Source organism: Sphingomonas sp. Ell38C01, assembly GCF_055231975.1.
Map to the genome: position 1 here is coordinate 159,222 of NZ_JBUYVA010000001.1, position 24,790 is coordinate 184,011.

General features: G+C 69.0%; 22 protein-coding genes. 9 read left to right on the top strand and 13 right to left on the bottom strand.

What is annotated here, in order from left to right; all coding sequences use genetic code 11:
• The first annotated feature begins 25 nt into the window (after positions 1–25).
• From ACV7NO_RS00810 to ACV7NO_RS00820, 3 genes are read left to right on the top strand one after another with little or no spacing between them, the layout of a single operon-like run.
• On the top strand, positions 26–2,233 hold the full coding sequence (locus ACV7NO_RS00810; RefSeq protein WP_463404142.1) for a molybdopterin cofactor-binding domain-containing protein: 2,208 nt from the start codon (positions 26–28) through the stop codon (positions 2,231–2,233).
• A gap of 11 nt (positions 2,234–2,244) precedes the next feature.
• The gene (locus tag ACV7NO_RS00815; protein ID WP_463404143.1) at positions 2,245–3,168 is read left to right on the top strand and encodes an XdhC family protein; all 924 of its coding nucleotides are present in this window, start codon (positions 2,245–2,247) and stop codon (positions 3,166–3,168) included.
• The gene (locus ACV7NO_RS00820; RefSeq protein WP_463404144.1) at positions 3,155–3,772 is read left to right on the top strand and encodes a nucleotidyltransferase family protein; all 618 of its coding nucleotides are present in this window, start codon (positions 3,155–3,157) and stop codon (positions 3,770–3,772) included. The genes ACV7NO_RS00815 and ACV7NO_RS00820 overlap by 14 nt, the downstream gene beginning before the upstream one ends.
• Positions 3,773–3,858: 86 nt before the next feature.
• Here the strand turns inward: ACV7NO_RS00820 and ACV7NO_RS00825 are convergent, their stop codons facing one another.
• The 8 genes from ACV7NO_RS00825 to ACV7NO_RS00860 all read right to left on the bottom strand — a co-directional run bounded on the left by ACV7NO_RS00825 (position 3,859) and on the right by ACV7NO_RS00860 (position 13,419).
• On the bottom strand, positions 3,859–5,856 hold the full coding sequence (locus ACV7NO_RS00825) for an ATP-binding protein (protein ID WP_463404145.1): 1,998 nt from the start codon (positions 5,854–5,856) through the stop codon (positions 3,859–3,861).
• Between the two features lie 396 nt (positions 5,857–6,252).
• Positions 6,253–6,627: a lysozyme inhibitor LprI family protein gene (locus tag ACV7NO_RS00830; protein WP_463404146.1), complete on the bottom strand. Its 375-nt coding sequence runs from the start codon at positions 6,625–6,627 to the stop codon at positions 6,253–6,255.
• Complete coding sequence (bioB, locus tag ACV7NO_RS00835) at positions 6,618–7,670, bottom strand: biotin synthase BioB (protein ID WP_463404147.1); 1,053 nt, start codon at positions 7,668–7,670, stop codon at positions 6,618–6,620. Before bioB ends, ACV7NO_RS00830 begins: the two co-directional genes overlap by 10 nt.
• A 71-nt stretch (positions 7,671–7,741) precedes the next feature.
• On the bottom strand, positions 7,742–8,296 hold the full coding sequence (locus tag ACV7NO_RS00840; protein ID WP_463404148.1) for a TlpA family protein disulfide reductase: 555 nt from the start codon (positions 8,294–8,296) through the stop codon (positions 7,742–7,744).
• Between the two features lie 14 nt (positions 8,297–8,310).
• Positions 8,311–10,464, bottom strand: coding sequence for a methylmalonyl-CoA mutase (gene scpA / locus ACV7NO_RS00845; RefSeq protein WP_463404149.1), 2,154 nt, complete (start codon positions 10,462–10,464; stop codon positions 8,311–8,313).
• 87 nt (positions 10,465–10,551) lie between these two features.
• Positions 10,552–11,340, bottom strand: a complete 789-nt coding sequence (locus tag ACV7NO_RS00850) for an enoyl-CoA hydratase-related protein (RefSeq protein WP_463404150.1) — start codon at positions 11,338–11,340, stop codon at positions 10,552–10,554.
• Positions 11,341–11,388: 48 nt separating this feature from the next.
• A complete protein-coding gene (mce, locus tag ACV7NO_RS00855; RefSeq protein ID WP_463404151.1) occupies positions 11,389–11,808 on the bottom strand; it encodes a methylmalonyl-CoA epimerase in 420 nt (139 codons plus the stop codon).
• 84 nt (positions 11,809–11,892) lie between these two features.
• Complete coding sequence (locus tag ACV7NO_RS00860; protein WP_463404152.1) at positions 11,893–13,419, bottom strand: acyl-CoA carboxylase subunit beta; 1,527 nt, start codon at positions 13,417–13,419, stop codon at positions 11,893–11,895.
• Between the two features lie 113 nt (positions 13,420–13,532).
• On the opposite strand from ACV7NO_RS00860, the gene ACV7NO_RS00865 reads away from it, so the two are divergent.
• The 3 genes from ACV7NO_RS00865 to ACV7NO_RS00875 all read left to right on the top strand — a co-directional run bounded on the left by ACV7NO_RS00865 (position 13,533) and on the right by ACV7NO_RS00875 (position 17,527).
• On the top strand, positions 13,533–14,969 hold the full coding sequence (locus ACV7NO_RS00865; RefSeq protein WP_463404153.1) for a helix-turn-helix domain-containing protein: 1,437 nt from the start codon (positions 13,533–13,535) through the stop codon (positions 14,967–14,969).
• Positions 14,970–15,036: 67 nt separating this feature from the next.
• Complete coding sequence (gene acs / locus ACV7NO_RS00870; protein WP_463404154.1) at positions 15,037–16,971, top strand: acetate--CoA ligase; 1,935 nt, start codon at positions 15,037–15,039, stop codon at positions 16,969–16,971.
• A 100-nt stretch (positions 16,972–17,071) separates the two neighbouring features.
• A complete protein-coding gene (locus ACV7NO_RS00875; protein ID WP_463404155.1) occupies positions 17,072–17,527 on the top strand; it encodes a hypothetical protein in 456 nt (151 codons plus the stop codon).
• Positions 17,528–17,563: 36 nt separating this feature from the next.
• On the opposite strand, the gene ACV7NO_RS00880 is transcribed toward ACV7NO_RS00875, so the two are convergent.
• From ACV7NO_RS00880 to hrcA, 3 genes are all read right to left on the bottom strand, one after another.
• Positions 17,564–18,793, bottom strand: coding sequence for a threonine synthase (locus ACV7NO_RS00880; protein WP_463404156.1), 1,230 nt, complete (start codon positions 18,791–18,793; stop codon positions 17,564–17,566).
• A 267-nt stretch (positions 18,794–19,060) separates the two neighbouring features.
• A complete protein-coding gene (grpE, locus tag ACV7NO_RS00885) occupies positions 19,061–19,615 on the bottom strand; it encodes a nucleotide exchange factor GrpE (protein WP_463404157.1) in 555 nt (184 codons plus the stop codon).
• Positions 19,616–19,650: 35 nt separating this feature from the next.
• Positions 19,651–20,694 carry a heat-inducible transcriptional repressor HrcA gene (gene hrcA, locus ACV7NO_RS00890; protein ID WP_463404158.1) on the bottom strand — a complete coding sequence of 348 codons (1,044 nt, stop codon included), beginning with the start codon at positions 20,692–20,694 and terminating at the stop codon, positions 19,651–19,653.
• A 211-nt stretch (positions 20,695–20,905) separates the two neighbouring features.
• Between hrcA and rph the strand changes: the two genes are divergently transcribed.
• Together rph and rdgB are read left to right on the top strand one after the other, a co-directional pair.
• A complete protein-coding gene (rph, locus tag ACV7NO_RS00895; RefSeq protein WP_463404159.1) occupies positions 20,906–21,622 on the top strand; it encodes a ribonuclease PH in 717 nt (238 codons plus the stop codon).
• Positions 21,619–22,245, top strand: a complete 627-nt coding sequence (gene rdgB / locus ACV7NO_RS00900; RefSeq protein ID WP_463404160.1) for an RdgB/HAM1 family non-canonical purine NTP pyrophosphatase — start codon at positions 21,619–21,621, stop codon at positions 22,243–22,245. Before rph ends, rdgB begins: the two co-directional genes overlap by 4 nt.
• Before the next feature lie 107 nt (positions 22,246–22,352).
• Here the strand turns inward: rdgB and ACV7NO_RS00905 are convergent, their stop codons facing one another.
• Entirely contained in the window at positions 22,353–22,826 is a 474-nt protein-coding gene (locus tag ACV7NO_RS00905) for an NUDIX domain-containing protein (protein ID WP_463404161.1), read from the bottom strand.
• Positions 22,778–23,317: a CAP domain-containing protein gene (locus ACV7NO_RS00910; protein ID WP_463404162.1), complete on the bottom strand. Its 540-nt coding sequence runs from the start codon at positions 23,315–23,317 to the stop codon at positions 22,778–22,780. The genes ACV7NO_RS00905 and ACV7NO_RS00910 overlap by 49 nt, the downstream gene beginning before the upstream one ends.
• 195 nt (positions 23,318–23,512) lie before the next feature.
• Here ACV7NO_RS00910 and hemW point away from each other — a divergent pair, with 195 nt between their 5' ends.
• On the top strand, positions 23,513–24,694 hold the full coding sequence (hemW, locus tag ACV7NO_RS00915; RefSeq protein WP_463407244.1) for a radical SAM family heme chaperone HemW: 1,182 nt from the start codon (positions 23,513–23,515) through the stop codon (positions 24,692–24,694).
• Positions 24,695–24,790 lie beyond the last annotated feature (96 nt).

The window sequence follows — 24,790 nt, forward strand, 5'->3', positions numbered from 1 at the left end:
CCAGTGACGATGGGGAGCGACGGCGATGGCGGATAGCATGATGGACCGCGCGATGCGGCCGGCAGGCCTCGTGAATGCGAAGCAGGGCATTCTGGGGCAGCCGCTCGACCGTGTCGACGGTCCTGCCAAGGTGGCGGGCGCCGCGTTGTATGCGTTCGAGGATGCGCCCGAGGGCACCGCCTATGCCGCCATCGTCGGCGTCCCCGCGGGGTCGGGCCGGATCCTGACCGTGGATGCCGCGGCGGCGGAGGCGCTCCCGGGCGTGATCGCCGTGATCTACGGCGACGCGCGCATGCCCGCGGGCGAAGGCAATTCGCAACGCCTGGGCAGCTTCGCGAGCGACAGCATCTTCCACTGGGGCCAGCCGGTCGCGGTCGTGGTCGCCGAGGATGCGGAGATCGCGCGCGAGGCGGCCGGGCTGGTCACCGTGTCGGTCGAACCCGGTGAGGCGCGCTTCGACACCGCCGCGCAACCCGTCGAGCGCGATCACAAGCTCGGCTTCCTCCCCGCGATCGACAAGGGCGACATCGACGCTGCGATGGCCGATGCCGCGGTAACGATCGACCGCACCTACACCACCCCCGTCCACTTCCCCGCCGCGCTCGAACCGCATGCGTCGACCGTCTGGTGGGACACGGACGGCAAGCTCACCGTCCGCTCCAGCAACCAGGTGATCGGCGGCGCCCGCAAGACGATCGCGAAGTCACTCGGGATCGACACCGATCGCGTCCGCGTCCTCGCACCCTATGTCGGCGGCGGGTTCGGTGGAAAGACCGGCGTCGGCCCGGAGGTCGTCTTCGCGGCGATCGCGGCGGAGGCGATCGGCCGCCCGGTCAAGGTCGCGCTCCCCCGCCGCCAGACCGCCTATCTCGTCCACCATCGCAGCGCGACGACGCAGCGGATCCGCCTCGCCGCCACCGCCGAGGGGCGGATCACCGGCATCGCGCATGAGGGCGTCGCCGCGCAGAACGACGATGCCGCCTTCCTCGAGCCCATCCCGTTCGGCACGCTCCCGCTCTATGCGGGCGAGGCGCGGCGATTCCGCACCGATCTCGTCCGCGTGAACCTGCCCGCGACGGGCGCGGTGCGCGCGCCGGGCGAGGCGGTGGGCACCTTCGCGGTGGAATGTGCGATGGACGAGCTCGCCGAGACGCTGGCGATCGACCCGATCGCGCTGCGCCGCCTCAACGAGCCCGATATCGATCCGCTCAGCGGCAAGCCCTTCTCCACGCGTCGGCTGCTCGACTGTTACGACGAAGGCGCGCACCGGTTCGGCTGGCCCGATACGATGCCTGCGCCGGCCAGCGTGCGAGAGGGCGAGTGGCTGATCGGCATCGGCATGGCGGCCGCGCTGCGCGGCAACTTCACCGTCGAGGCGCAGGCGCGCGTCCGGCTGGAAACCGACGGTCGCGCGACCGTCGAGTGCGACATGACCGACATCGGCACCGGCACCTACACGATCCTGGCGCAGACCGTCGGCGAGATGCTCGGGCTGCCGGTCGCCGCGGTCGACGTTCGGCTGGGCGACACCGACCTGCCACCCAGCGCGGGCTCGGGCGGGTCGTTCGGCGCGGGCAGCGCATGCGCGGCGGCGGCGCTGGCCTGCGAGGACATCCTCGCCGAACTCGCGTTGCGGATGAATGCCGCGCCCGACGAACTGCGGCTGCAGGACGGCAGCGTCGGCGTCGGCGCGCGCCACGTGCCGCTCGCCGACCTGACCCGCGGCGAGGCGATCGTCGCGATGGGCAGGACCGGCCCCGGCGCCGAAAGCAAGCGCACCAGCCAGGCCAGCCACGGCGCCCATTTCGTAGAGGTCGCGGTCAACGCCGTCTCGGGCGAGGTCCGCGTCCGCCGCATGCTCGGCGTGTTCGACGTCGGTCGCGTGCTCAACCCCAAAACCGCGCGGAGCCAGATCGTCGGCGGGATGGCGTGGGGGATCGCCTATGCGCTCGGCGAGGACGGCGTTGTCGACACGCGTACCGGGCGCTTCATGAACCCCGATTTCGGCGAGTACCATGTCGCGGTGAACGCCGACATACCGCAGATCGAGGTCCATTTCGTCGAGGAGATCGACGATTCGGCGAACCAGGCGGGTGCCAAGGGCGTCGGCGAGCTGGGCATCTCGGGCGCGGGCGCCGCGGTCGTCAACGCGATCTACAATGCCACCGGAGTGCGCGTCCGCGACATGCCGGTGACGCTTGACACATTGCTGGCGGGGCTGCCGCCGGTATGAGGACCTGAGTCATGGCCGAAAACACTTCCGTGCTCGCTGCCGCGGAGGCGTGGAAGGGCGCGCCGCTCGCGATCGCCACCGTCGTCTCGACCTGGGGCTCGGCCCCGCGTCCGCGCGGCAGCCACATGCTCGTCCACGCTGACGGACGGTTCGAGGGATCGGTGTCGGGCGGCTGCGTCGAGGGCGACATCCTCGACACCGCGGCACAGGTGATCGCGGGCGCGCCGTTCCAGGTGAAGACCTACGGCGTCGCCGACGCCAGCGCGTGGGAGGTCGGCCTGCCCTGCGGCGGCGAGATTTCGGTAATGGTCCAGCCGGTGTCCGCGAACGGGTTCGATCCCGAACTGTTCGACCGGATCCGCGACGCACGCGACCAGGGACAGGCGCTGACCGTCACGACGGACCTCGCGTCCGGCCACAGCGACCTGAAGGCGATCGAGACGACCAAGGTGTTCGCCAACCGCTACGATCCCCCGCGCCGCCTGCTGATCGTCGGCGCAGTCCAGATCGCGCAGGCGCTCGCCGCGCTCGCCGCGACGCTCGACATCGAGACGGTCGTGATCGATCCGCGCGCGCGCTTCCTGACCGCGGAGCGCTTCCCCGGCGTCACGCTCGACGATCGCTGGCCCGACGAGGCGATCGCGGCGTACCGCCCCGGCCCCGCGACCGCGGTGGTGACGCTGAGCCACGACACCAAGATCGACGACCCCGGCCTCATCGCGGCACTCGCCGCGGACGCCGGGTATGTCGGCGCGCTGGGCAGCCGCCGCAGCCACGCGGCGCGGCGCGAGCGGCTGGCGGCAGCAGGTGTCGCGCCCGGAAAGATCGACCGGATCGATGCCCCCGTCGGGCTCGACATCGGCGCGATCGGGCCATCGGAGATCGCGCTGTCGATCGCCGCGGCGATGGTGGGGGCGTTCCATGATCGCGGTTGAGGACGCCATCCTCGTCCTGCTCGCCGCGGGCCGGTCGCAGCGGTTCGGCGACCGCAACAAGCTGGAGGAGAATTTCCTCGGCAAGCCCGTGGGCCTCCACGTCGTCACCGCGCTGGAGGACATGCCGTTCCGCGAGCGGGTCGTCGTCGTCGACGGGTGCAGCCTCGATTTTGCGGGCCGCGATTTCACCGTGCTTCACAACGACGATGCCGCGACCGGGATGGCGGGATCGCTGCGGATGGGGGTCGCCCATGCCAAGGCGGCGGGTGCGGAGGCGATCGTCGTCGCGCTGGCCGACATGCCGCGCGTTACCGCGACGCATATCCATCGCCTGCTCGACGCCGCGACCGCCCCCGACGCGGTCGTCGTCTCCAGCGACGGCACGCATCCGATGCCCCCCGGCGTGTTCGGCAAGGCGCGGTTCGATTTCCTCCTGTCGTTGCAGGGCGACAAGGGCGCACGCGACCTCGTCCGCGCCGGCCGCCACGTCGTGACGAACCCGGCGGAGCTGATCGACATCGACACGCCGGAGGATCTGGCCCGCCTGCGCGCGCTGGTGGGTGACGCCGGGCGCGGCGATCAGAATCCGTCACTCCGGATTTGATCCGGGGTCCCGCTTCTTCTCCTCGCCTGCCCCGAAGACGGTAGCGGTCCCCCGGATCAAGTTCGGGGTGACGAACGTGGCAGTGGCTATTCCAGCTCCAGGATCACCTGATCGACCATCAGGCTTTCGCCCACCGCGGCGCTCAGCGTCTTGACCACCGCGGACTTCTCCGCGCGCAGGATGTTCTCCATCTTCATCGCCTCGACCACCGCGAGCGGCTGCCCGATCTCGACCCTGTCGCCTTCCGCGACGTCCAGCCGCACGAGAAGCCCCGGCATCGGCGCGATCAGGAAGCGCGACAGGTCGGGCGGAATCTTCTCGATCAGGTGCTGCGCGTACGGCGCGACATGCGCAGGCAGCACGCGCGCGGTGTGCGACGCGCCGCGCGTGGCGAGCGTGAAGCCGGTGCGCGTCCGCGCGATCTTTACCGCCAACGGCGTCTCGCCATCGACCTCGACCATCCGGTCGCCGGGCGTATATTCGATCCCGATCTCGAGGTCCTGGCCGTCGACGTTCAGCCCGTCGGTCGACACGGAGACGGCGTGGTCGGCACCGTCGATCCGCACCACCCAGTCGGCGGGGGGACGCAGCCGCTGGCCCAGTTGCCCGTCGATCCGCCGCGCGCGATCCGCCTCCGCGGTCGCGGCGAACGCGGCGACCGCGGCGAGCGTGCGGACCAGATCCGCCGACGCAGGTGCGCCGTGGAAGCCGTCGGGATATTCCTCCGCGATGAACCCCGTCGTGATCGCGCCCGAACGGAAGCGCGGATGCTGCATCAGCGCGGACAGGAAATCGAGGTTCGTCCCCGGCCCCGTGATCTCGAACGCGTCGAGCGCGCCGATCTGCGCATCGATCGCGGCCGCGCGCGTCGGCGCCCAGGTGACGAGCTTGGCGATCATCGGATCGTAGAACATGCTCACCTCGCCCCCCTCGCGCACGCCATCGTCGACGCGGACATAGGGCGCATCGCCCGCGGGCTCGCCCGTCTCCGGCGGATTGTACCGCACCAGCCGGCCGATGCTCGGCAGGAAGCCGCGATACGGATCCTCGGCATAGACACGGTTCTCGACCGCCCAGCCGGTAAGCGTCACGTCCTCCTGCGCGAAGGCGAGCTTTTCGCCATAGGCCACGCGGATCATCTGCTCGACAAGATCGAGCCCGGTGATCGCCTCGGTGACGGGGTGTTCCACCTGGAGCCGCGTGTTCATCTCAAGGAAGTAGAACCCTTCCCCCGTCGTGTCCGCGCCCGACACGATCAGCTCGACGGTCCCGGCCGAATAATAGCCGACCGCCTGGGCCAGCGCGACCGCCTGCTCGCCCATCGCCTTGCGCATCTTCGGCGTCACGAAGGGCGACGGCGCTTCCTCGACCACCTTCTGGTGCCGGCGCTGGATCGAGCATTCGCGCTCGCCCAGATACACGACGTTGCCATGCTGGTCGCCCAGCACCTGGATCTCGATATGGCGCGGGCTTTCGATGAACTTCTCGATGAACACGCGGTCGTCGCCGAAGCTGGCCAGCCCCTCGCGCTTGGTCGCCTCGAACCCCTCGCGGACGTCCTGCTCGCCGTACGCCAGCCGCATCCCCTTGCCGCCGCCACCCGCGGACGCCTTCATCATCACCGGATAGCCGATGTCGCCCGCGATCCGTACCGCCTCGTCGGTGTCCGCGATCTCGCCCAGGAAGCCGGGGACGACGTTGACGCCCGCGGCCTTGGCGAGCTTCTTCGATTCGATCTTGTCCCCCATCGCCGCGATCGCCTTGGGCGGCGGCCCGACGAAGGCGATTCCCGCATCCGCGCAGGCCCGCGCGAAACTCTCGCGCTCCGACAGGAAGCCGTAGCCCGGATGGATGCAGTCCGCCCCGGTCGCCTTGGCCGCCGCGAGGATCAGGTCCGCCTTGAGATAGCTCTCCGCCGCCGGTGCCGGCCCCAGCCGCACCGCCTCGTCCGCCATCAGCACATGCGGCGCGCGCGCATCCGCGTCGGAATATACCGCGACGGTGGCCAGCCCCATCGCCTTGGCGGTGCGGAAGACTCGGCACGCGATCTCGCCACGATTGGCGACCAAGATTTTCTTGAACATATCTATTAGACCTTTTCCACTCTGACCGAGGGAGTTGCTTCAATCCACCATCCCGGCAGCACATAACGCCACAAAAGCCAGATCGTGAGGAAAAGCCAAACCAAACCGATCACCATATAGCGTCGTGCGCGAGGCTTCGCGTTCGCTGGGAAATAGTCGGTAACTCGCGTCTGAAACCACCAAACCCAAAGCGGCAACGCAAGGAACAGCATTAGACTAGTTGCTACTCCTACTAGCGAGTGGAGGATGCCGACCATTAATGCTCCCCGTACCCCGGCGAAGGCCGGGGCCCAGCCCCATCAAGAGACTCGCGCGAGAGCGCGATCGGAGCTGCGGGCCAAAACCGGGCCCCGGCTTTGACTGGGGAACGGGTGCGCATGAGGTGAGCGAACGGCATCACCGCGCCCAGACCAGCCCCCGCAACTCCGCCGTCCGCGCCTGCGTCAGTCGCGTGCGGCACTGCGCCTGCGCCATCGGCTGAGCGGAGCCGCCCGCGAACTCACCCCCTGCGATCACGCATTGCGCATCGCGGTACTTCAACCACGCCCGCTGGCTTTCCAGCAGCGCCGCCGCGTAGCCAAAGCAGCCGCCGCGCGACGTGTCCTGCGCGTCGCGGCCCTTCATGTACGCATAGGTCCGCTTCCACTGCGCGGTCATGGCCGCATCCGCCTGCTGGAACGCCAGCCCCGCAAAGTGCGTCATCGCCAACTGGCTGCGCGGCGCATTGCACCCCGCCGGTGTCGCCGCCGCGAGCAACAGCATCAGCAGCATGTCTTGCCCTCCCGCATCGGCTCCGCACCCGCCATCGGCACCAGCCCCAGCTTGGCGAACAGCGCCGCATCCGCGCTGTCGCCGCGGTTGCCCGTCGTCAGCAGCTTGTCACCGGTGAAGATCGAGTTCGCGCCCGCCATGAAACACAGCGCCTGCGTCGCCTCCGACATGCTTTCGCGCCCCGCCGACAGCCGCACCATGCTCATCGGCATCGCGATCCGCGCGACCGCGACGGTACGGACGAACTCGATATCGTCGATCTTCGCCATCGGCGTGCCTGCGAGCATGTCGCCCAGCGGCGTGCCCTTCACCGGCACCAGCGCGTTGACCGGCACGCTCTCGGGATGCCGCGGCAGCGTCGCCAGCGCATGGACGAAGCCGACGCGATCGGCGCGCGTCTCCCCCATCCCGACGATCCCGCCGCAGCACACGCTGATCCCCGCCTCGCGCACATTCGCCAGCGTATCGAGCCGGTCCTGGAAGGTCCGCGTCGTGATGACGTTGCCGTAATTCTCCGGCGAGGTATCGATATTGTGGTTGTAGTAATCGAGCCCCGCATCGGCCAGCCGCCGCGCCTGGTGCGGCTCGAGCATGCCCAGCGTCATGCACGTCTCCAGCCCCATGCCGCGCACGCCCTCGACCATCGCGACGATCGCGTCCATGTCGCGATCCTTGGGGTTGCGCCACGCGGCGCCCATGCAGAACCGCTGCGATCCCGCTGCCTTCGCCGCCTCCGCGTCGGCGAGCACGGTTTCCACCGCCATCAGCTTCTCCGCCTTCAACCCGCTGTCGGCCGACACGGATTGCGAGCAATAGCCGCAATCCTCGGGGCACCCGCCCGTCTTGATCGACAGCAGGGTGCACAGCTGCACCTCGCCCGCCGCGTGATGCGCGCGGTGGATAGTCTGCGCGCGGAACATCAGGTCGTCGAACGGCAGGTCGAACAGCGCGGCGATCTCCGCGCGGGTCCAGTCGGTGCGCACGGTCGGTATGGAGGCGGGCGCAGCATGCACGCCGGCAGGGCGAAGGAGAGTATCGGTCATCAAGCAGGCCCTTGGCTCAAGGTCGTCTCGCGTCGTCGCATAGCGTCCGGCCGCAGCGTCGGCGAGCGCGGTCATTTGGCGGTCGCCATCGCGCGCCGCACGCGCGCTTCCAGCTCGGCGCCACCGCCCTCGCCAAAGCCATAGGCGGTGTGGACCTGCCGCCCCCTGGCGTCGAACAGATAGACACGTGGGATCCCCACCTTGCCCTCGGGGATGTCGCGCATGTCCTTGCCCACGATCCGGCGATAGGCGTCGACGTCCGCGACGACGTAATCGACGTCGCCCATGCCTGCGCGCGTCAGGAACTGCGCGACGGCGGCGGGCGGCTGGGTCGGGTCGGGATCGCCCTCGCGGCGATTGACGTAGAGGAAATTATAGCCGTTCCCCAGGTCCTTGCGGATCCTGTTCAGGGACGGCGCCTCCGCGATGCATGGCGGACACCAGCTTGCCCATATCGAGATGAGCGTCGGCTTGCCCGGCCGGACACGCGACCCGAGCGGGATCGCGCGTCCGTCGCGCGACGTGAGCGTCACGTTCGCCAGCGTCGCGATCGAGCGGCCGGTGGTCGGCGCGCTGTCCTGCGCGGCGACGGGCATCGCGATCGCAACGGCCAGCGCTGCGGACATGCTTCGCACCAGCCTCATTCCGCGGCCTCGCTTTCGGGCGGCATGTTGTGCCCCAGCAGCCGCAGCACCTCCTCCGCCGCCGCGATCAGGTTCGTCCCCGGCCCGAAGATCGCCTGCACCCCCGCGTCGCGCAGCACCTGATAGTCCTGCGCGGGGATCACCCCGCCCGCGATCACCTTGATGTCGGGGCGGCCCGCGTCCTTCAGATGCCCGATCAGCTCGGGGATCAGCGACTTGTGCCCCGCCGCAAGGCTCGACGCGCCGACGACGTCGACGTCCTTCTCCAGTGCGAGCGCGGCGGCCTCGGCGGGGGTCTGGAACAGCGGACCCGGCACGATCTCGAACCCCAGGTCGCCGAACATCGAGCTGACGAGGTTGGCGCCGCGATCATGCCCGTCCTGTCCCATCTTCGCGACCAGCATCCGTGGTCTACGACCCATCCGCCGCTCGGTCGCGGCGACCCCGTCGGTCAGCCGCTCCCAACGCGCGTCGTCGGCATAGGCGCCGCCATAGATCCCCTTCACCGGCGTCGGCTGGGTGCCATAGCGCCCGAACACATCCTCCATCGCCTGGCTGATCTCGCCCAGCGTCGCGCGCGCACGCGCCGCCTCGACCGCGAGCGCGAGGAGGTTGTCCGAACCCTTCGCCCCCTCGCGCAACGCATTGAGCGCCGTCCGGCACGCCGTCTCGTCCCGCGTCGACTTCACCCGCTCGATCCGCCGGATCTGCGCCTCGCGGACCGCGACGTTGTCGACGTCGAGAATGTCGATCGCGTCCTGCTGCGCCAGCGTGTATTTGTTGACGCCGACGATCACGTCCTCGCCGCGATCGACCCGCGCGGCCCGCGCCGCCGACGCCTCCTCGATCATCGCCTTGGGCCAGCCCGCGGCGACCGCCTTGGCCATCCCGCCCTCGCGCTGCACCCGCTCGATGATCTCCCATGCGCCGTCGACCAGGCTCTGCGTCAGGCTCTCGACATAATAGCTGCCACCCAGCGGATCGACGACCTTGGTCATCCCCGTTTCTTCCTGCAGCACGATCTGCGTGTTGCGCGCGATCCGGGCGGAGAAGTCGGTGGGCAGCGCGATCGCCTCGTCCAGCGCGTTGGTGTGGAGGCTCTGCGTCCCCCCCAGCATCGCCGCCATCGCCTCGATCGTCGTGCGCATGACGTTGTTGTACGGGTCCTGCTCGGTCAGCGAGACGCCCGATGTCTGGCAGTGCGTCCGCAACATCTTGCTACGCTCGTCCTGCGCGCCCAGTTGCGTCATCGCGCGATGCCACAGCACGCGCGCGGCGCGCAGCTTGGCGATCTCCATGAAGAAGTTCATGCCGATCGCGAAGAAGAACGACAGCCGCCCCGCGAACCTGTCGATGTCGAGGCCGCTCGCGACGCCGTATTTCACATAGTCCATGCCATCCGCGATCGTGAAGGCCAGCTCGTGGAGCTGCGTCGCCCCCGCCTCCTGCATGTGATAGCCGGAAATCGAGATGCTGTTGAACTTGGGCATCTCGCGCGACGTATAGCCGAAGATGTCCGAGATGATCCGCATGCTCGGCTCGGGGGGATAGATATACGTGTTGCGGACCATGAACTCCTTGAGGATGTCGTTCTGGATCGTCCCGTCGAGCAGTTTGCGATCGACGCCCTGTTCTTCCCCCGCGACGATGAAGAAGGCGAGGATAGGGATCACCGCGCCGTTCATCGTCATGCTGACGCTCATCTTGTCGAGCGGGATGCCGTCGAACAGGATCTTCATGTCCTCGACCGAGTCGATCGCGACCCCCGCCTTGCCGACGTCGCCCGTCACGCGCGGGTGATCGCTGTCGTACCCCCGGTGCGTCGCCAGATCGAACGCGACCGACAGCCCCTTCTGGCCCGCCGCCAGGTTGCGCCGGTAGAAGGCGTTCGATTCCTCCGCAGTCGAGAATCCCGCATATTGCCGGATCGTCCACGCCCGCCCCGCATACATCGACGCGCGGACCCCGCGGGTGAACGGCGCGAAGCCGGGCAGGCCCGGATCCACCGGCGCGTCCGCCGCGGTGTAGAGCGGCTTGACGTCGATACCCTCGGGCGTGCGCCAGGTCAGGTCCGCGCCCTTCACCTCCTTCGCGGCGGCGGCGGCCCATTGGGCGAGATTGGGCGTACCGGAAATGGGCTTATCGGTCATATTGCTAATCCATAGTCCGTTCGTTCCGAGCGAAGTCGAAGCACTGCATCCCGCCCTTCGACTTCGCTCAGGGCAAACGGGCCGGAATCATTTCCCCGTGAACGCCGGCTTGCGCTTCTCAAGGAAGCTCCTGCCCCCCTCGCGCGCATCCTGCGATCCGCCCGCGAGGCGCTGCCCCACGGCTTCCGCCGCCAGCACCTGCTCGAACGTCCCGTCGAGCGCGAGCTTGATCGTCCGCCGCATCGCGCCGATCGCCACCGTCGGCCCCGCCGCCAGCCGCGTCGCCAGCGCCATCGCCTCGTCCATCAGCGCCGCATCGTCGACCGCCTTGTAGATCAGCCCCCAGTCCGCGGCCTGCTCCGCCGGGATCCGCTCGCCCAGCATCATCATCTGCGTCGCGCGCGCCTTGCCGATCGATCGCGCGAGGATCCAGGTCGACCCGCCATCGGGGACCAGCCCGATATTGACGAACGCCTGCAGGAAATACGCGCTCCTCGCCGCCACCACGAAATCCCCGCACAGCGCGATCGAGCACCCGATCCCCGCGGCCGGCCCGTTGACCGCGGTGACGACGGGCACGTCGAGTTCGCTCAGCAGCAGCATCGTCGGATTGTAGTGCCGCGACAGCGCCATGTGGCTGACGTCCCCGCCGCTCACCGCGCTGCGTTCGCCCCGCGCCTGCAGGTCCGCCCCGGAACAGAAGGCGCGCCCCTGCCCGGTGATGAGTATCGCGCGCGCGCCGTCGAGGTTGCGCAGCGCGACCGCGATCTCGTCCGCCATCTGCGGCGGCGCGGCGTTCAGCCGCTCGGGACGGTTGAGCGTGATGACCAGCACGTCGCCGCGCTTCTCGGTCAGGATCGTCTCGTACTCGGCCATCTTGCTCTCTCCCAGTGCCTTATCCCCCTTCCGTCGACGGGGGAAATCTCAGTGCGCCTCTTTCGGCGTCTCCATCAACTCCACCAGCACGCCGCCGAAATCCTTCGGATGCACGAACACGATCGGCGTTCCGTGCGCGCCGATCCGCGGGCTTCCGAGCACCGTGGCGCCCTTCGCCGTCAGCTCGGCGACCGCCGCGTGGATATCGGGCACCTCGAAACACACATGATGCTGCCCGCCCGCCGGGTTCTTCTTGAGATACCCCGCGATCGGCGACGCCGCGTCATAGGGTTCGATCAGCTCGATCTGCGTGTTGGGCGCGTCGATGAAGCACACCTTCACCCCCTGCGCCGGCAGATCGAACGGCACCCCGATCGCGTCGGCGCCGAGGACCGTGCGGTAGGTTTCGATCGACCTGGCGATGGAGGGCGTCGCGACTCCGACATGGTTGAGGCGGCCTAGGGTCATCTCTCTCCTTGTATCCCCGCGAATTGTATCCCCGCGAAGGCGGGGATCCAGTCCGTGCTCCCGCCTTCGCGGGAGCACACCAAGTCACAACGGAATATTGTCATGCTTCTTCCACGGGTTCTCCAGCACCTTTCCCCGCAGCTTCCGCAACCCCAGCGCGATCCGCCGCCGCGTCGAGTGCGGCAGGATCACCTCGTCGATGAAGCCCTTGCTCGCCGCCACGAACGGGTTGGCGAAGCGCGCCTCGTATTCCGCGGTGCGTGCCGCGATCTCGTCGGGGGTACGCCCGCGGAAGATGATCTCGACCGCGCCCTTCGCGCCCATCACCGCGATCTCTGCGGTCGGCCACGCATAGTTCAAGTCGCCGCGCAGGTGCTTCGACGCCATCACGTCGTACGCGCCGCCGTACGCCTTGCGCGTGATGACGGTGATCTTGGGCACCGTCGCCTCTGCATAGGCGAACAACAGTTTCGCGCCGTGCTTGATGATGCCATTATGCTCCTGCGCGGTCCCCGGCAGGAATCCCGGCACGTCGACGAAGGTGACGATCGGAATCTCGAACGCATCGCAGAACCGCACGAACCGCGCCGCCTTCTTCGATGAATTGATGTCGAGCACGCCCGCCAGCACCATCGGCTGGTTCGCGACGATGCCGACGGTGCGCCCCTCGATCCGCCCGAACCCGGTGATGATGTTCGCCGCGTGCGCGGGCTGCGTCTCGAAGAAGTCGCCCTCGTCCAGCACCTTCCGCACCACTTCGTGCATGTCGTAGGGCTGGTTCGCGCTCGCCGGGATCAGCGTGTCGAGGCTGTCCTCGATGCGGTCCCATGGATCCGCGGTCGGCCGCTCGGGCACGCCTTCCCGGTTCGACGACGGCAGGTAATCGATGAAGTCGCGCGCCGCGAGCAGCGCTGCGATATCGTCCTCGAACGCATTGTCCGCGACACTCGTCTTGGTCGTGTGCGTGACGGCGCCGCCCAGCGCCTCCTGCGTCACCACCTCGTTCGTCACCGTCTTGACCACATCGGGGCCGGTGACGAACATGTAGCTGGAATCCTTCACCATGAAGATGAAGTCGGTCATCGCCGGGCTGTAGACTGCCCCGCCCGCGCACGGCCCCATGATGAGGCTCAGCTGCGGCACGACACCCGATGCCAGCACGTTGCGCTGGAACACCTCGGCATAGCCGCCCAGCGACGCCACGCCCTCCTGGATGCGCGCGCCGCCGCTGTCGTTCAGCCCGATCACGGGTGCGCCGACCTTAAGCGCCATGTCCATGATCTTGCAGATCTTCTGCGCGTGACGTTCGGACAGCGATCCGCCGAACACGGTGAAATCCTGCGAGAACACGAACACCAGCCGGCCGTTGATCGTGCCGCTGCCGGTGACGACGCCGTCGCCCGGACAGACCTGTTCCGCCATCCCGAAATCGACGCAGTTGTGCTCGACGAACATGTCGAGCTCCTCGAAGCTGTTCTCGTCCAGCAGGATGTCCAGTCGCTCGCGCGCGGTCAGCTTGCCCTTTGCATGTTGGGCGGCGACTCGTTTGTCGCCGCCCCCCTGTCTGGCCGCGGCCCGTTTCGCCTCGAGCGTTTCGATCGTCGACGACAAGCGGCTTTCCTCCCATGCGGACGCGGTCGGCCGTGTCTGCCTCGCCGGGGAACGCGTGGCAAATGTGAATTTGCGAAGTTGCGAATGGATGACTTGCGAACTACACCGACAGGATGAAGCCGCGGACCTATGCCGGCGATCGTCTGCGCGCGCTTCGCGTTGCTGCGGGGCTCAATCAGCGCATGATGGCGGCGCGGCTCGGCCTGTCGGTCAGCTACCTGTCGCAGCTCGAGGGTGGGGAACGTCCGTTGACCGGCGCGGTGACCGCAGCGCTCGCGCGACATTATCCCGATGCGCTGGCGGCGATCGAGGGCGAAGGCCCCGCGCGTCGGCTGGCGGCGCTCGGCGCGGCGCTCGCGGATCCGTCGCTCCAGCCGCTGTCGCCCGAAGTCGTCGCACGGCTGGCGGAGGAACGCCCCGAGATCGCGGACCGGCTCGTCGCGCTCCACGCCGGCAAGCGCGCCGCGGAGGACCGGCTGGCGCTCGCGGAGGAGGCGATGACCGCCGGATCGGGCGCACGGCTCCCATGGGAAGCGGTGCGCGACTGGTTCCATCTGGCGGGCAACTATGTCGACGCGCTCGATCGCGCGGCGGAGGGGCTGCTCCTTCCTTCTACCCCGGCGAAGGCCGGGGCCCAGTTGGAAGCCGCCCGATACTGGGCCCCGGCCTTCGCCGGGGTACAGCACAGCGCCAGTGACGATCTCGTCCAGCTCCTCCACGCCCACGGCGTCACCCTCGCCGCCGATGCCGACGAGGACGCCCCGCTGGCGCGCCTCGACGGCACCACGCTCGTCCTCAACGCCGCGCTGCCTCCCGAAAGCCGCCGCTTCCTGATCGCGCACCGTCTCGCCGCGATCGCATTCGCGGACGAGATCGACGCAGTGGTCGCCGCGACCGATCTCGACGGCGAGGCCCGCCGCCTCCTGCGCGTCGGGCTCGCCAACTATGCCGCGGGCGCGCTCGTCATGCCCTACGCCGCCTTCCGTGCCGCCGCGCGCGCGGTGCGCCACGATATCGACCGTCTGTCGCGCCGCTTCGGCGTCAGCTTCGAACAGGCGTGCCACCGCCTCTCCACGCTCCAGCGGCCGGGCGCGGAAGGCATCCCTTTCTATTTCTGCCGCGTCGACATGGCGGGCAACATCACCAAGCGCCATTCCGCGACCCGCCTGCAATTCGCGCGGTTCGGCGGCGCGTGCCCGCTGTGGCACGTCCACGAGGCCGCTGCGATTCCGGACCGGATCCTGGTCCAGCATGCCGAGACGCCCGACGGCGTCCGCTACGTCTCGATGGCGAAGGGGCTCGTCAAACCCTCTGGCCGGTTCGCGCGCAGCCCGCGCCGCTATGCCGTCGTGCTTGGCTGCGAGGCGGTGCACGCCGCCGACTTCGTCTATGCCGACGCGGTCGATCGCGCGGGGCCGCCGACCCCGATCGGGATTTCGTGCCGGCTGTGCCCGCGCGACGATTGCGACCAGCGCGCCTTCCCGCCCACCGACCGCGCGATCGCGGTCGATCCCGATACACGGCGGGTGGTTCCCTACCGCGTGGTGTAGCTAATCGATGTTGCGCCTACCCGTGATGCACTGGCAAGGCGCCGACGATCTTTGAGGAGAGCGCGCGATGGCCGACGACGTTTACCCCGTTCCTTCCACCTGGGCGGAGAACGCGACCGTCGATGCCGCCGGATACGACGCGATGTACGCCGCCTCGGTCGACACCCCCGACGCGTTCTGGCTGGAGCAGGCGAAGCGGCTCGACTGGATCGCGGCGCCGAAGACCGCGGGCGACTGGTCCTACGCGAAGGACGATTTCCGCATCGCCTGGTTCGCCGACGGCACGCTCAACGCCAGCGTCAACTGCATCGACCGGCATCTGGCCGAACGCGCCGACGCGGTCGCGATCCTGTGGGAACCCGATTCCCCCCACGAGGAACCGCGCCGCTTCACCTATGCGCAGCTCCACCAAGAGGTCTGCCGCTTCGCCAACGTGCTCAAGGCGCAGGGCGTGGAGAAGGGTGATCGTGTCACCATCTACCTGCCGATGATCCCGGAGGCGGCGTTCGCGCTGCTCGCCTGCGCACGGATCGGCGCGGTCCATTCGGTGGTGTTCGGCGGCTTCTCCCCCGATGCGCTGGCGGGGCGGATCGAGGATTGCGGATCGCGGATCGTCGTCACCGCCGACGAGGGCCGGCGTGGCGGAAAGGCGATCCCGCTCAAGGCCAATGTCGACGCCGCCGCGGATCGCGCGCCCGGGCTGGAGCGCGTCCTCGTCGTCAAGGCGACCGGCGCCGACGTCCCGATGGGCGACCGCGACGTCTGGTATCACGACGTGGCGGAAGGCGTGTCGACCGACTGCGCGCCCGAGCCGATGACCGCCGAGGACCCACTGTTCATCCTTTACACCAGCGGATCGACCGGTCAGCCCAAGGGCGTGCTGCACACGACCGGCGGCTATCTGCTGTGGGCGGCCTACACGCACGCGCTGTGCTTCGACTACCGCCCCGGCGACGTGTTCTGGTGCGCCGCCGATATCGGCTGGGTCACCGGGCACAGCTATATCCTCTACGGCCCGCTCGCCAACGGCGCGACGACGCTGATGTACGAAGGGCTGCCCAACTGGCCCGACGCGTCGCGGATCTGGCAGGTGGTCGACCGGCACGAGGTCCACACGCTCTTCACCGCGCCCACCGCGCTGCGCGCGCTGATGAAGGACGGCGACGCGCCGGTGAAGGCGACCGATCGTTCCTCGCTCAAGTTGCTCGGCACCGTCGGCGAGCCGATCAACCCCGAGGCATGGCGCTGGTATCACGACGTCGTCGGCGAGGGGCGCTGCCCGATCGTCGACACCTGGTGGCAGACCGAGACGGGCGGCGCGATGATCGCCCCGCTCCCCGGCGCGACCGACCTCAAGCCCGGCTCCGCGACGAAGCCGCTCCCCGGCGTCCGCCCGCAGCTGGTCGACGAGACGGGCACGGTCCTCGACGGCGCAGTCAGCGGCAACCTTGTCATCACGCACAGCTGGCCGGGGCAGATGCGCACGGTGTGGGGTGACCACGATCGCTTCTTCCAGACCTATTTCACCACCTATCCGGGCACCTATTTTACCGGCGACGGATGCCGGCGTGACGCGGACGGCTATTACTGGATCACCGGGCGCGTCGACGACGTTATCAACGTCAGCGGCCACCGCATGGGCACCGCCGAGGTCGAGAGCGCGCTCGTCCTCCACGAGCATGTCGCGGAGGCCGCGGTCGTCGGCATGCCGCACGACGTGAAGGGCCAGGGCATCTACGCCTATGTCACGCTCAACGCCGGCGTCGACGCGCACGACGCGCTCGCCGACGAACTCAGGAAGTGGGTAAGGAAGGAGATCGGCCCGATCGCGACCCCCGACGCGATCCAGTTCGCCCCCGGCCTCCCCAAGACCCGTTCGGGCAAGATCATGCGCCGCATCCTGCGCAAGATCGCGGAAGGCGACGTCTCGTCGCTGGGCGACACGAGCACGCTCGCGGATCCTGCGGTGGTCGACGATCTGGTGGCGAACCGGGTTGGATGAGGCATCCATCTCGCCGATTCGTTACAATAGCGTTATAAATCTTTTGCGAGTTTGCCGGTCATCATGGCTTCCTGCCCCCGCCTAACAAGAGGGGACCATGATGATTCGCAAGATCGCATACACGCTCGCCGGCATCGCGACGGTGACATCGGCGTCGATGCTCGTCGCCAAGCAATATGTCGACTACCTACCCACCAAAGGTATGTGGGAAGTCAACGCAATCGACGTCGATCCCAATCATATCGATGATTACCTGACCGGCCTTCGCCGTTCGCAGATCCCGTATTTCGAGATCCTCAAGAAGCGCGGGATGATCGACGAGTACAAGGTGCTCGTCCGCTACGGATATACCAAGCAGTCACCCAGCGTCGTGACGATGACCCATTATACCAGTGCGGCGGCTCTGGAGCCCAACAAGGCGCGCGACGAAGCGATTGAGAAGGAAGTCCTTGCGACGCTGAGCGAAGCCGACGGCAAGGCCGCGGTGGCGGGTTACGAGAAGTACCGCACCTTCCTCGACGATGCGATGTTCGGCGAGGTCACCTTTCCGAAATAGTCGCACAGGAGCGCCGCCCACGTCGGCGGCGCTCCGTCAGAGCGCGTCGAAATCGATCGCCGCGTGCCGGTCGAGCGCGTTGTCCGCCGCCGGCATCGGATATTTCAACCCCGTCGCACAGTTGAACAACACCACGCGCTCGTCCTCGTCGACTTCACCCGTCGTCAGCGCCTGCCGGTACGCCGCCAGCGTCGCGCCGCCTTCCGGGCACAGCAGCAGCCCGTCCTTGCGCGCGCAGTCGTCGACCGCCTTCAGGATCGCGGGATCGCCGACCGCGATCGCCTTGCCCCCGCTCTCGCGGACCGCACGCAGGATCAGGAAATCGCCGACGGCTCTAGGCACGCGGATCCCCGCCGCGACGGTCGAGGCATCCTCCCACCGCTCGGCATGCTCCTCGCCCGCCTCGAACGCGCGGACGATCGGCGCGCAGCCCGACGCCTGGATCGCATACATCCGCGGACGCTCCGGCCCGATCCAGCCCAGCGCCTCCATCTCCGCGAACGCCTTCCACATCCCGATCAGCCCGGTGCCCCCGCCGGTCGGGTAGAAGATCGCATCTGGCAGTCTCCACCCGAACTGCGCCGCCAGCTCCAGCCCCATCGTCTTCTTGCCCTCGATCCGATAGGGCTCCTTCAACGTCGAGAAATCGAACCAGCGCCCTTCCGCCGCACCCTTCGCGACGATCGCGCCGCAATCGTCGATCAGCCCGTTGACCCGCCAGACGCGGCCCCCTTGCGCCGCGATCTCGCGCACGTTCACCTCGGGGGTATCGTCGGGGCAGAAGACGATCGTCTCGATCCCGCACCGCGTCGCATAGGCCGCGAGCGCCGCGCCCGCATTGCCGTTGGTCGGCATCGCGATCCGGGTGACGCCCAGCTCCTTGGCCATCGCCACCGCCATGACGAGCCCGCGCGCCTTGAAGCTGCCCGTCGGCAGCCGCCCCTCGTCCTTGACGAGCACGTTCGCGCCGCCGCTCCGCGCGATCGGCACGAGCGGCGTCTCGATCTCGCCCAGGCTGACGATGTTGTCGGTCCGCCGGACGGGCAGTAGTTCCCGCCACCGCCACAGATCGGTCTGCCGCGTCTCGAGCAGCGCCCGCGGCAGGTTCGCGCGCACCGCCTCGAGATCGTAGCGCACCAGCAACGGCCGCCCAACGCGCGACAGGTTGTGGAGCGTATCCGCCTCGTACCGCTCGCCCGTCATCGAACATTCGAGATGCGTGACGAACGTCGGACGATCCGCGGTGAGATTGGCGTTGATGGTCATGGGACAGTTCCGATCTACGATGTGTCCCCGCGAAGACGGCGACCCAGACTGTACCCCCGCCTTCGCGGGGGCACAGGAACACGAACACCCCGCTTCGGGGTGACGACTATCACGCCGTGACGGTCACAAGATGTAGATCGCAGCGGCAGCGGCACAGCAAAGAGCCAGCGCAATCCATAAGAGGAGCGCGGGTCGCCACTCTCCTCCCGTAGGAATAGACGCTGACAGATACTCAAGAAGAGCGGTCAGCGCCGTTCCCATGCGCCCTCAATCCGCCTTCTTCGCCACCGCCACCAGCGCCGGGCGCAGCAGCCGGTCCTTGATCATCCAGCCCGACTGCATCTCCTGCACGATCGTACCCGCCGGCTGGTCGCTCGGCATCTCGAGCATCGCCTGGTGGCGGTTGGGATCGAGCTGCTCGCCCATCGCCGCGATCCGCGTCAGCCCGTTGCGCTGGAACACGTTGGCCAGCTCGCGCCCCGTCGCCTCCAGCCCGGTGACGAGACCCTTCATCTTCTCGTCCGCGCGCAGCTCCGCGGGGATCGCGGCGAGTCCGCGCTCCAGATTGTCGCTCACCGACAGGATGTCGCGCGCGAAATTGGTGGCGGCATAGGCGCGCGCATCCGCCACGTCCTTCTCCGCGCGGCGGCGGACGTTCTGCGTTTCCGCCTGCGCGTACAGCGTCTGCTGCTGCGCGTCGGCGAGCTGGTTCTCCAGCTCGGCCACCCGCCCCTGTGCCTGATCATGCTCCGCCACTTCGGGGGCTTCGGCAGCGGTGTCTTCGCGCAGGTCTGCGGCGTTAGGCGCGTTGGTATCGGTCATCGGAATCCCTGTCTTCGAAACGGTTCTCAGCCGGCTCAACCCATCAGGCGGGCGAGTGTTGCGGCGGTGAAATCCACCATGGGCACGACGCGCGCATAGTTCAACCGCGTCGGCCCGATCACCCCCACCACGCCGACCACGCGGCCGTCGAGTCCGCGGAACGGCTTGGCGATCACCGACGAGCCAGACAGCGCGAACAACTTGGTCTCCGCGCCGATGAAGATCCGCGTCGCATCCCCCGCGCGCGCCGAGTCGAGGAGCGCCGCGATCTCCTGCTTGCCCTCCAGGTCGTCGAGCAGCTCGCGCACCCGCTCCAGATCCGCCGCCGCCGCATCGTCGAGCAGCCGCCCCTGCCCGCGCACGATCAGCACCGGGCGACGATCGCCGTCCTCGCTCCACACCGCGATGCCGCGCTCGACCAGCGCGCGCGCCGCCCCGTCGATCGCGAGGCGCCCCGCCGCCAGCTCGCGATCGACCCGCGCACGCGCCTCCGCCAGCGACAGGCCGCCCAGCGTCGCGGACATATAGTTCCCCGCCTCTACCAGCGCGGAGGGCGTCACCCCGGCGGGCAGGTCGATCACGCGGTTCTCGACGCCGCCGTCCTCGCTCACCAGCACCGCCAGCGCCTGCGCGTGGCTCAGCGGCACGAACCCGATCGAGCGCAGCACCTGCTCGCGCTTGGGCACCATCACCAGCCCCGCGCAGGCCGACAGGCCGGATAGCGCAGCGGTCGTCGCCGACAGCGCCTGCTCGACCGGATCGCCGCGCCCCACGCGCCCCTCGATCGTCGCACGCTCCTCCGCGGAGGGCTCCAGCGCATGCATCATCCCGTCGACGAACAGCCTCAGGCCCAGGTCGGTCGGCATCCGCCCCGCCGAGGTATGCGGCGCCGCGAGCAGCCCCGCATCCTCCAGCTGCGCCAGCACGCTGCGGATCGACGCAGGAGACAGGTTCAGCCCCGCCTGCGCCAGCGTCCGCGATCCCACCGGCGCGCCGTTCTCCAGATAGCCGTCGACCACGCGCCGGAAGATATCGCGCGCGCGGTCGCTGAGTTCGGTGACGGGGGGGGCGGGCGGCATCGGAACGACTTGGGGGGTCGGCGATGGCAGGTCAACGGGGTGGCGCTGAAGCACAGGCCTAGCTAGAGCGCCCCCAACTCCACTCCGTTCGTGCTGAGTAGGGGCTGAGCGAAGTCGAAGACCCGTATCGAAGCACCGTCCTTCGATACGCCACTTCGGCTTCGCTCAGTGGCTACTCAGCACGAGCGGACCGTTGAACAGGATTATCTCCATGCGCCCCAGCGGCCGTACCCCCGACCAGATGCGCGCGATCACGATCGAGCCGCGCTTCACCCGCCATGCCGAGGGCTCCGTGCTGATCGGGTTCGGCGACACGAAGGTGCTCGTCACCGCCAGCATCGAGGAGAAGGTGCCCCCCTTCCTGCGCGGCAAGGGCGAGGGCTGGGTCACCGCGGAATACGGCATGCTCCCCCGCGCCACCCACACCCGCGGCAGTCGCGAGGCGGCGAAGGGCAAGCAGTCCGGCCGTACGCAGGAGATCCAGCGGCTGATCGGCCGTTCGCTGCGCGCGGTCACCGACCTGAAGGCGCTGGGCGAGCGCCAGATCGTGCTCGACTGCGACGTGATCCAGGCGGACGGCGGCACGCGCACCGCGTCGATCTCGGGCGCGTGGGTCGCGCTGCGGCTCGCGGTCAACGGCCTGCTCCAGTCGGGCAAGCTCTCGGTCGATCCGCTGACGCAGAAGGTCGCCGCGATCAGCTGCGGGATCTACAAGGGGCTCGCGGTCCTCGACCTCGACTATATCGAGGATTCGAACGCCGACGCGGACGGCAATTTCGTCCTGCTCGAGAACGGCAACATCGCCGAGGCGCAGGCCACCGCCGAACACGCGACCTATGACGAGGAAGCCCTGCTCCGCCTGCTCCGCCTCGCGCGCATCGGCTGCGGCGAGATCTTCGCCGCGCAAGAGAAAGCCGTCCGCGCATGAGCGGGGAGGGCAAGGAGCCACAGGCGATCCGCAAGCTCGCTCCCGGCAAGCTCGTCATCGCCAGCCACAACGAGGGCAAGGTCCGCGAAATCCGCGCGCTGCTCGAGCCTTACGGCGTCGAGCCGGTGTCCGCCGCGTCGCTCGACCTGCCCGAACCCGAGGAGACGGGCACCACCTTCGTCGCGAACGCCGAGCTGAAGGCGCGCGCCGCCGCCGACCTGTCGGGCCTGCCCGCGCTCGCCGACGATTCGGGGCTGTGCGTCGATGCGCTGGGCGGCGATCCGGGCATCTTCTCCGCGCGCTGGGGCGGCGAGACGAAGGATTTCGGCGCCGCGATGGCGCTGGTCGAAGGCAAGCTGTCCGCACTCGACGACCCCGCACGCACCGCACACTTCGTCTGCGCGCTCGCGCTCGCCTGGCCCGATGGCCATGTCGAATGGTTCGAGGGCCGCGTCGACGGCACGCTCGTGTCCCCCGTCCGCGGCACGCTCGGCCACGGCTATGATCCGATGTTCGTCCCCGACGGCCACACCGCGACGTTCGGCGAGATGGACGAAGGCGTGAAGAACACGATCAGCCACCGCGCGGACGCCTTCCGCCAGCTGGTGGCGGCGGTGTTCTAGGCAGCGGGACGACATTCGGTCGTTGCGCCCCCACACATGTTCGTCACCCCGGACTTGATCCGGGGGCCCGCTTCTGCTCGCCGCCCGGAAAGAAGCGGGACCTTAGATCAAGTCCGGGAGGACGGCAGGCGCGCAACGTCGGCGAATACGCGCCGATACTTCGCCACTGCCAGCCCGGGCAGGCGCGCCGCCTCGTGCGGGTCGAACCAGCGCAACGCGCTATGCTCGTCGTTGGCAAGGAAAGGCACGCCCTCCCATCGATCGACCAGGAAAAGATGAAGCAGCATCGGCCGGCCATCGACGCATCCAGGGTCGAGGCGACGAACGGGTGTCGTCGACGCCACGACGATCCCGATCTCCTCGCGCAATTCCCTGACCAGCGCATCGACCGGGGCTTCACCCGGCTCGACATGCCCGCCGATCACATCCCGGCAATTCGGGAAGGACGGTCGATGCGGCGACCGCAGTCCGAGCAGGATGCGGCCGCGCTCGCGCGGGATGGCTCCCACGACTTCGACGATCGCCCCGCCCGTCAGAACGCCCGCTCCCCCACCACATTTCCCGCCGGCGCATACCGGCACACCAGATAGTCGTCGCGATCGTTGCTCGCGGTCGCGCAGCCGACTGCGGTCGAGCGCCGCCAGACGATCTGGGTGTAGTGCGCGACGTCCTCCCACTTGCCCGTCCGGCTGAACATCGGCGTCGCGCCGTTGACGAAGTCGCGCTTCTCCGCGACCCAGTGGCCGATCATCTCGGCATAGCTGTACGCGTCGCGCGTGCCGGTCCACAGATTCTCCCCCTCGCGCGTCGGATCCTGCGGCTGGACGGCATGTTCGAAACGACGCGTGCGCGCCATTTCCTGCGCATAGCCGCGCGCCGAGGTGGCCAGCGCGTCGTTCCAGACGAGCGGCGCGACGCCCACATCCGCGCGCGCGGCGTTGTGCCCGCGCAGCATCGTCTCGCGCAGCAGCGCCGCACCCCGCGCAGCCGGCGCCTCGGTCGGCCGCCGCTCGACGACGCGCTCGGGGCCGTCACCCGCGGCGCAGGCGGCGAGGGCGAGCAGCCCGCTCATTACCAACGCAACCGTACCCCGGCGCAGGCCGGGGCCCAGGCTCGGCGCAAAGCGCCGAATGCGCTGCCACGCATGATCTCGCGTGGGGCTGGGCCCCGGCCTTCGCCGGGGTACGTCGGTGCACCCGGACGGATCCGGATTACGTCCGTCCACAAGGTGGCTTTCGTCGTCCATCCCCGCCATATCGGCACCGCCATGCCCCCCGACAATCCCGTTCCGCTCGCCCCCCCTCCCCTGGCACTGTACGTCCACTGGCCGTTCTGCGTCTCGAAATGCCCCTATTGCGACTTCAACAGCCATGTCCGCGCGCAGGTCGACCAGGCGGCGTGGCGCGACGCGCTGCTGGCCGATCTCGCTTATGAGGCAGCCGCGCTCCCTGGCCGCCGCGTCGGATCGGTGTTCTTCGGCGGCGGCACCCCCTCGCTGATGCCCCCCGAGACGGTCGCCGCGGTGATCGACGCAGCCGATCGCCATTGGGGCTTCGCCGACCGCGTCGAGATAACGCTCGAGGCGAACCCCTCCTCGGTCGAGGCAGCGCGGTTCGCCGATCTCGCAACGACGGGCGTGAACCGCGTGTCGCTCGGGCTGCAGGCGCTCGACGACGCCGCGCTCGCCTTTCTCGGCCGCGCGCACGACGTGGAAGAGGGGCTGGCCGCGCTCGACACCGCGCAACGCTGCTTCGCGCGCGTCAGCTTCGACCTGATCTACGCCCGCCCCGCGCAGACGCTCGACGCGTGGGACGCCGAACTGCGCCGCGCGCTGTCGTTCGGGACCGAGCACCTCTCGCTCTACCAGCTGACGATCGAGCCCGGCACGCGCTTCGCGACAGAGGCGGCGGCGGGGCGGCTCGTCCTCCCCGACGAGGAGACCGGTGCGCAGCTGTTCGAGGCCACGCGCGCGACGACCGCGGCGGCGGGGCTCCCCGCCTACGAGATCTCGAACCATGCGCGCGCGGGCGCGGAGAGCCGCCACAACCTCACCTACTGGCGCTACCGCGACTATGCCGGCATCGGCCCGGGCGCGCACGGCCGACGCTCGGGGCTGGCAACGGTGCGGCACAGGAAGCCCGAGAACTGGCTGGCCGCGGTCGCCCGCAACGGCCACGGCACCCAGACCGAGGACCCGCTCACCCCAACGACGCGCGCGACCGAGGCGCTGCTGATGGGCCTGAGGCTGCGCGAAGGCGTCGACCTGACGCGGATCGCCACGCTGGGCGCGATGGCGATCGCCGACCTCGTCGACGAACCCGCAATCGCCCGGCTCCCCGCGCTGATCGCGCGCGACGGCGACCAGCTGACCGTCACCGAGGCGGGGATGCTCCTGCTCGACTCGATCCTCCCCGTCGTCGTCCGCGCGGGGGACAGGATCGCCGCCTGATCCTCCCCGCACGCGGGGAGGGAGACCGCTCGCACAGCGAGTGGTGGAGGGGGCTCGCCCCAAACGACGATAGTCGAAACGACAGCGGCCCCTTCC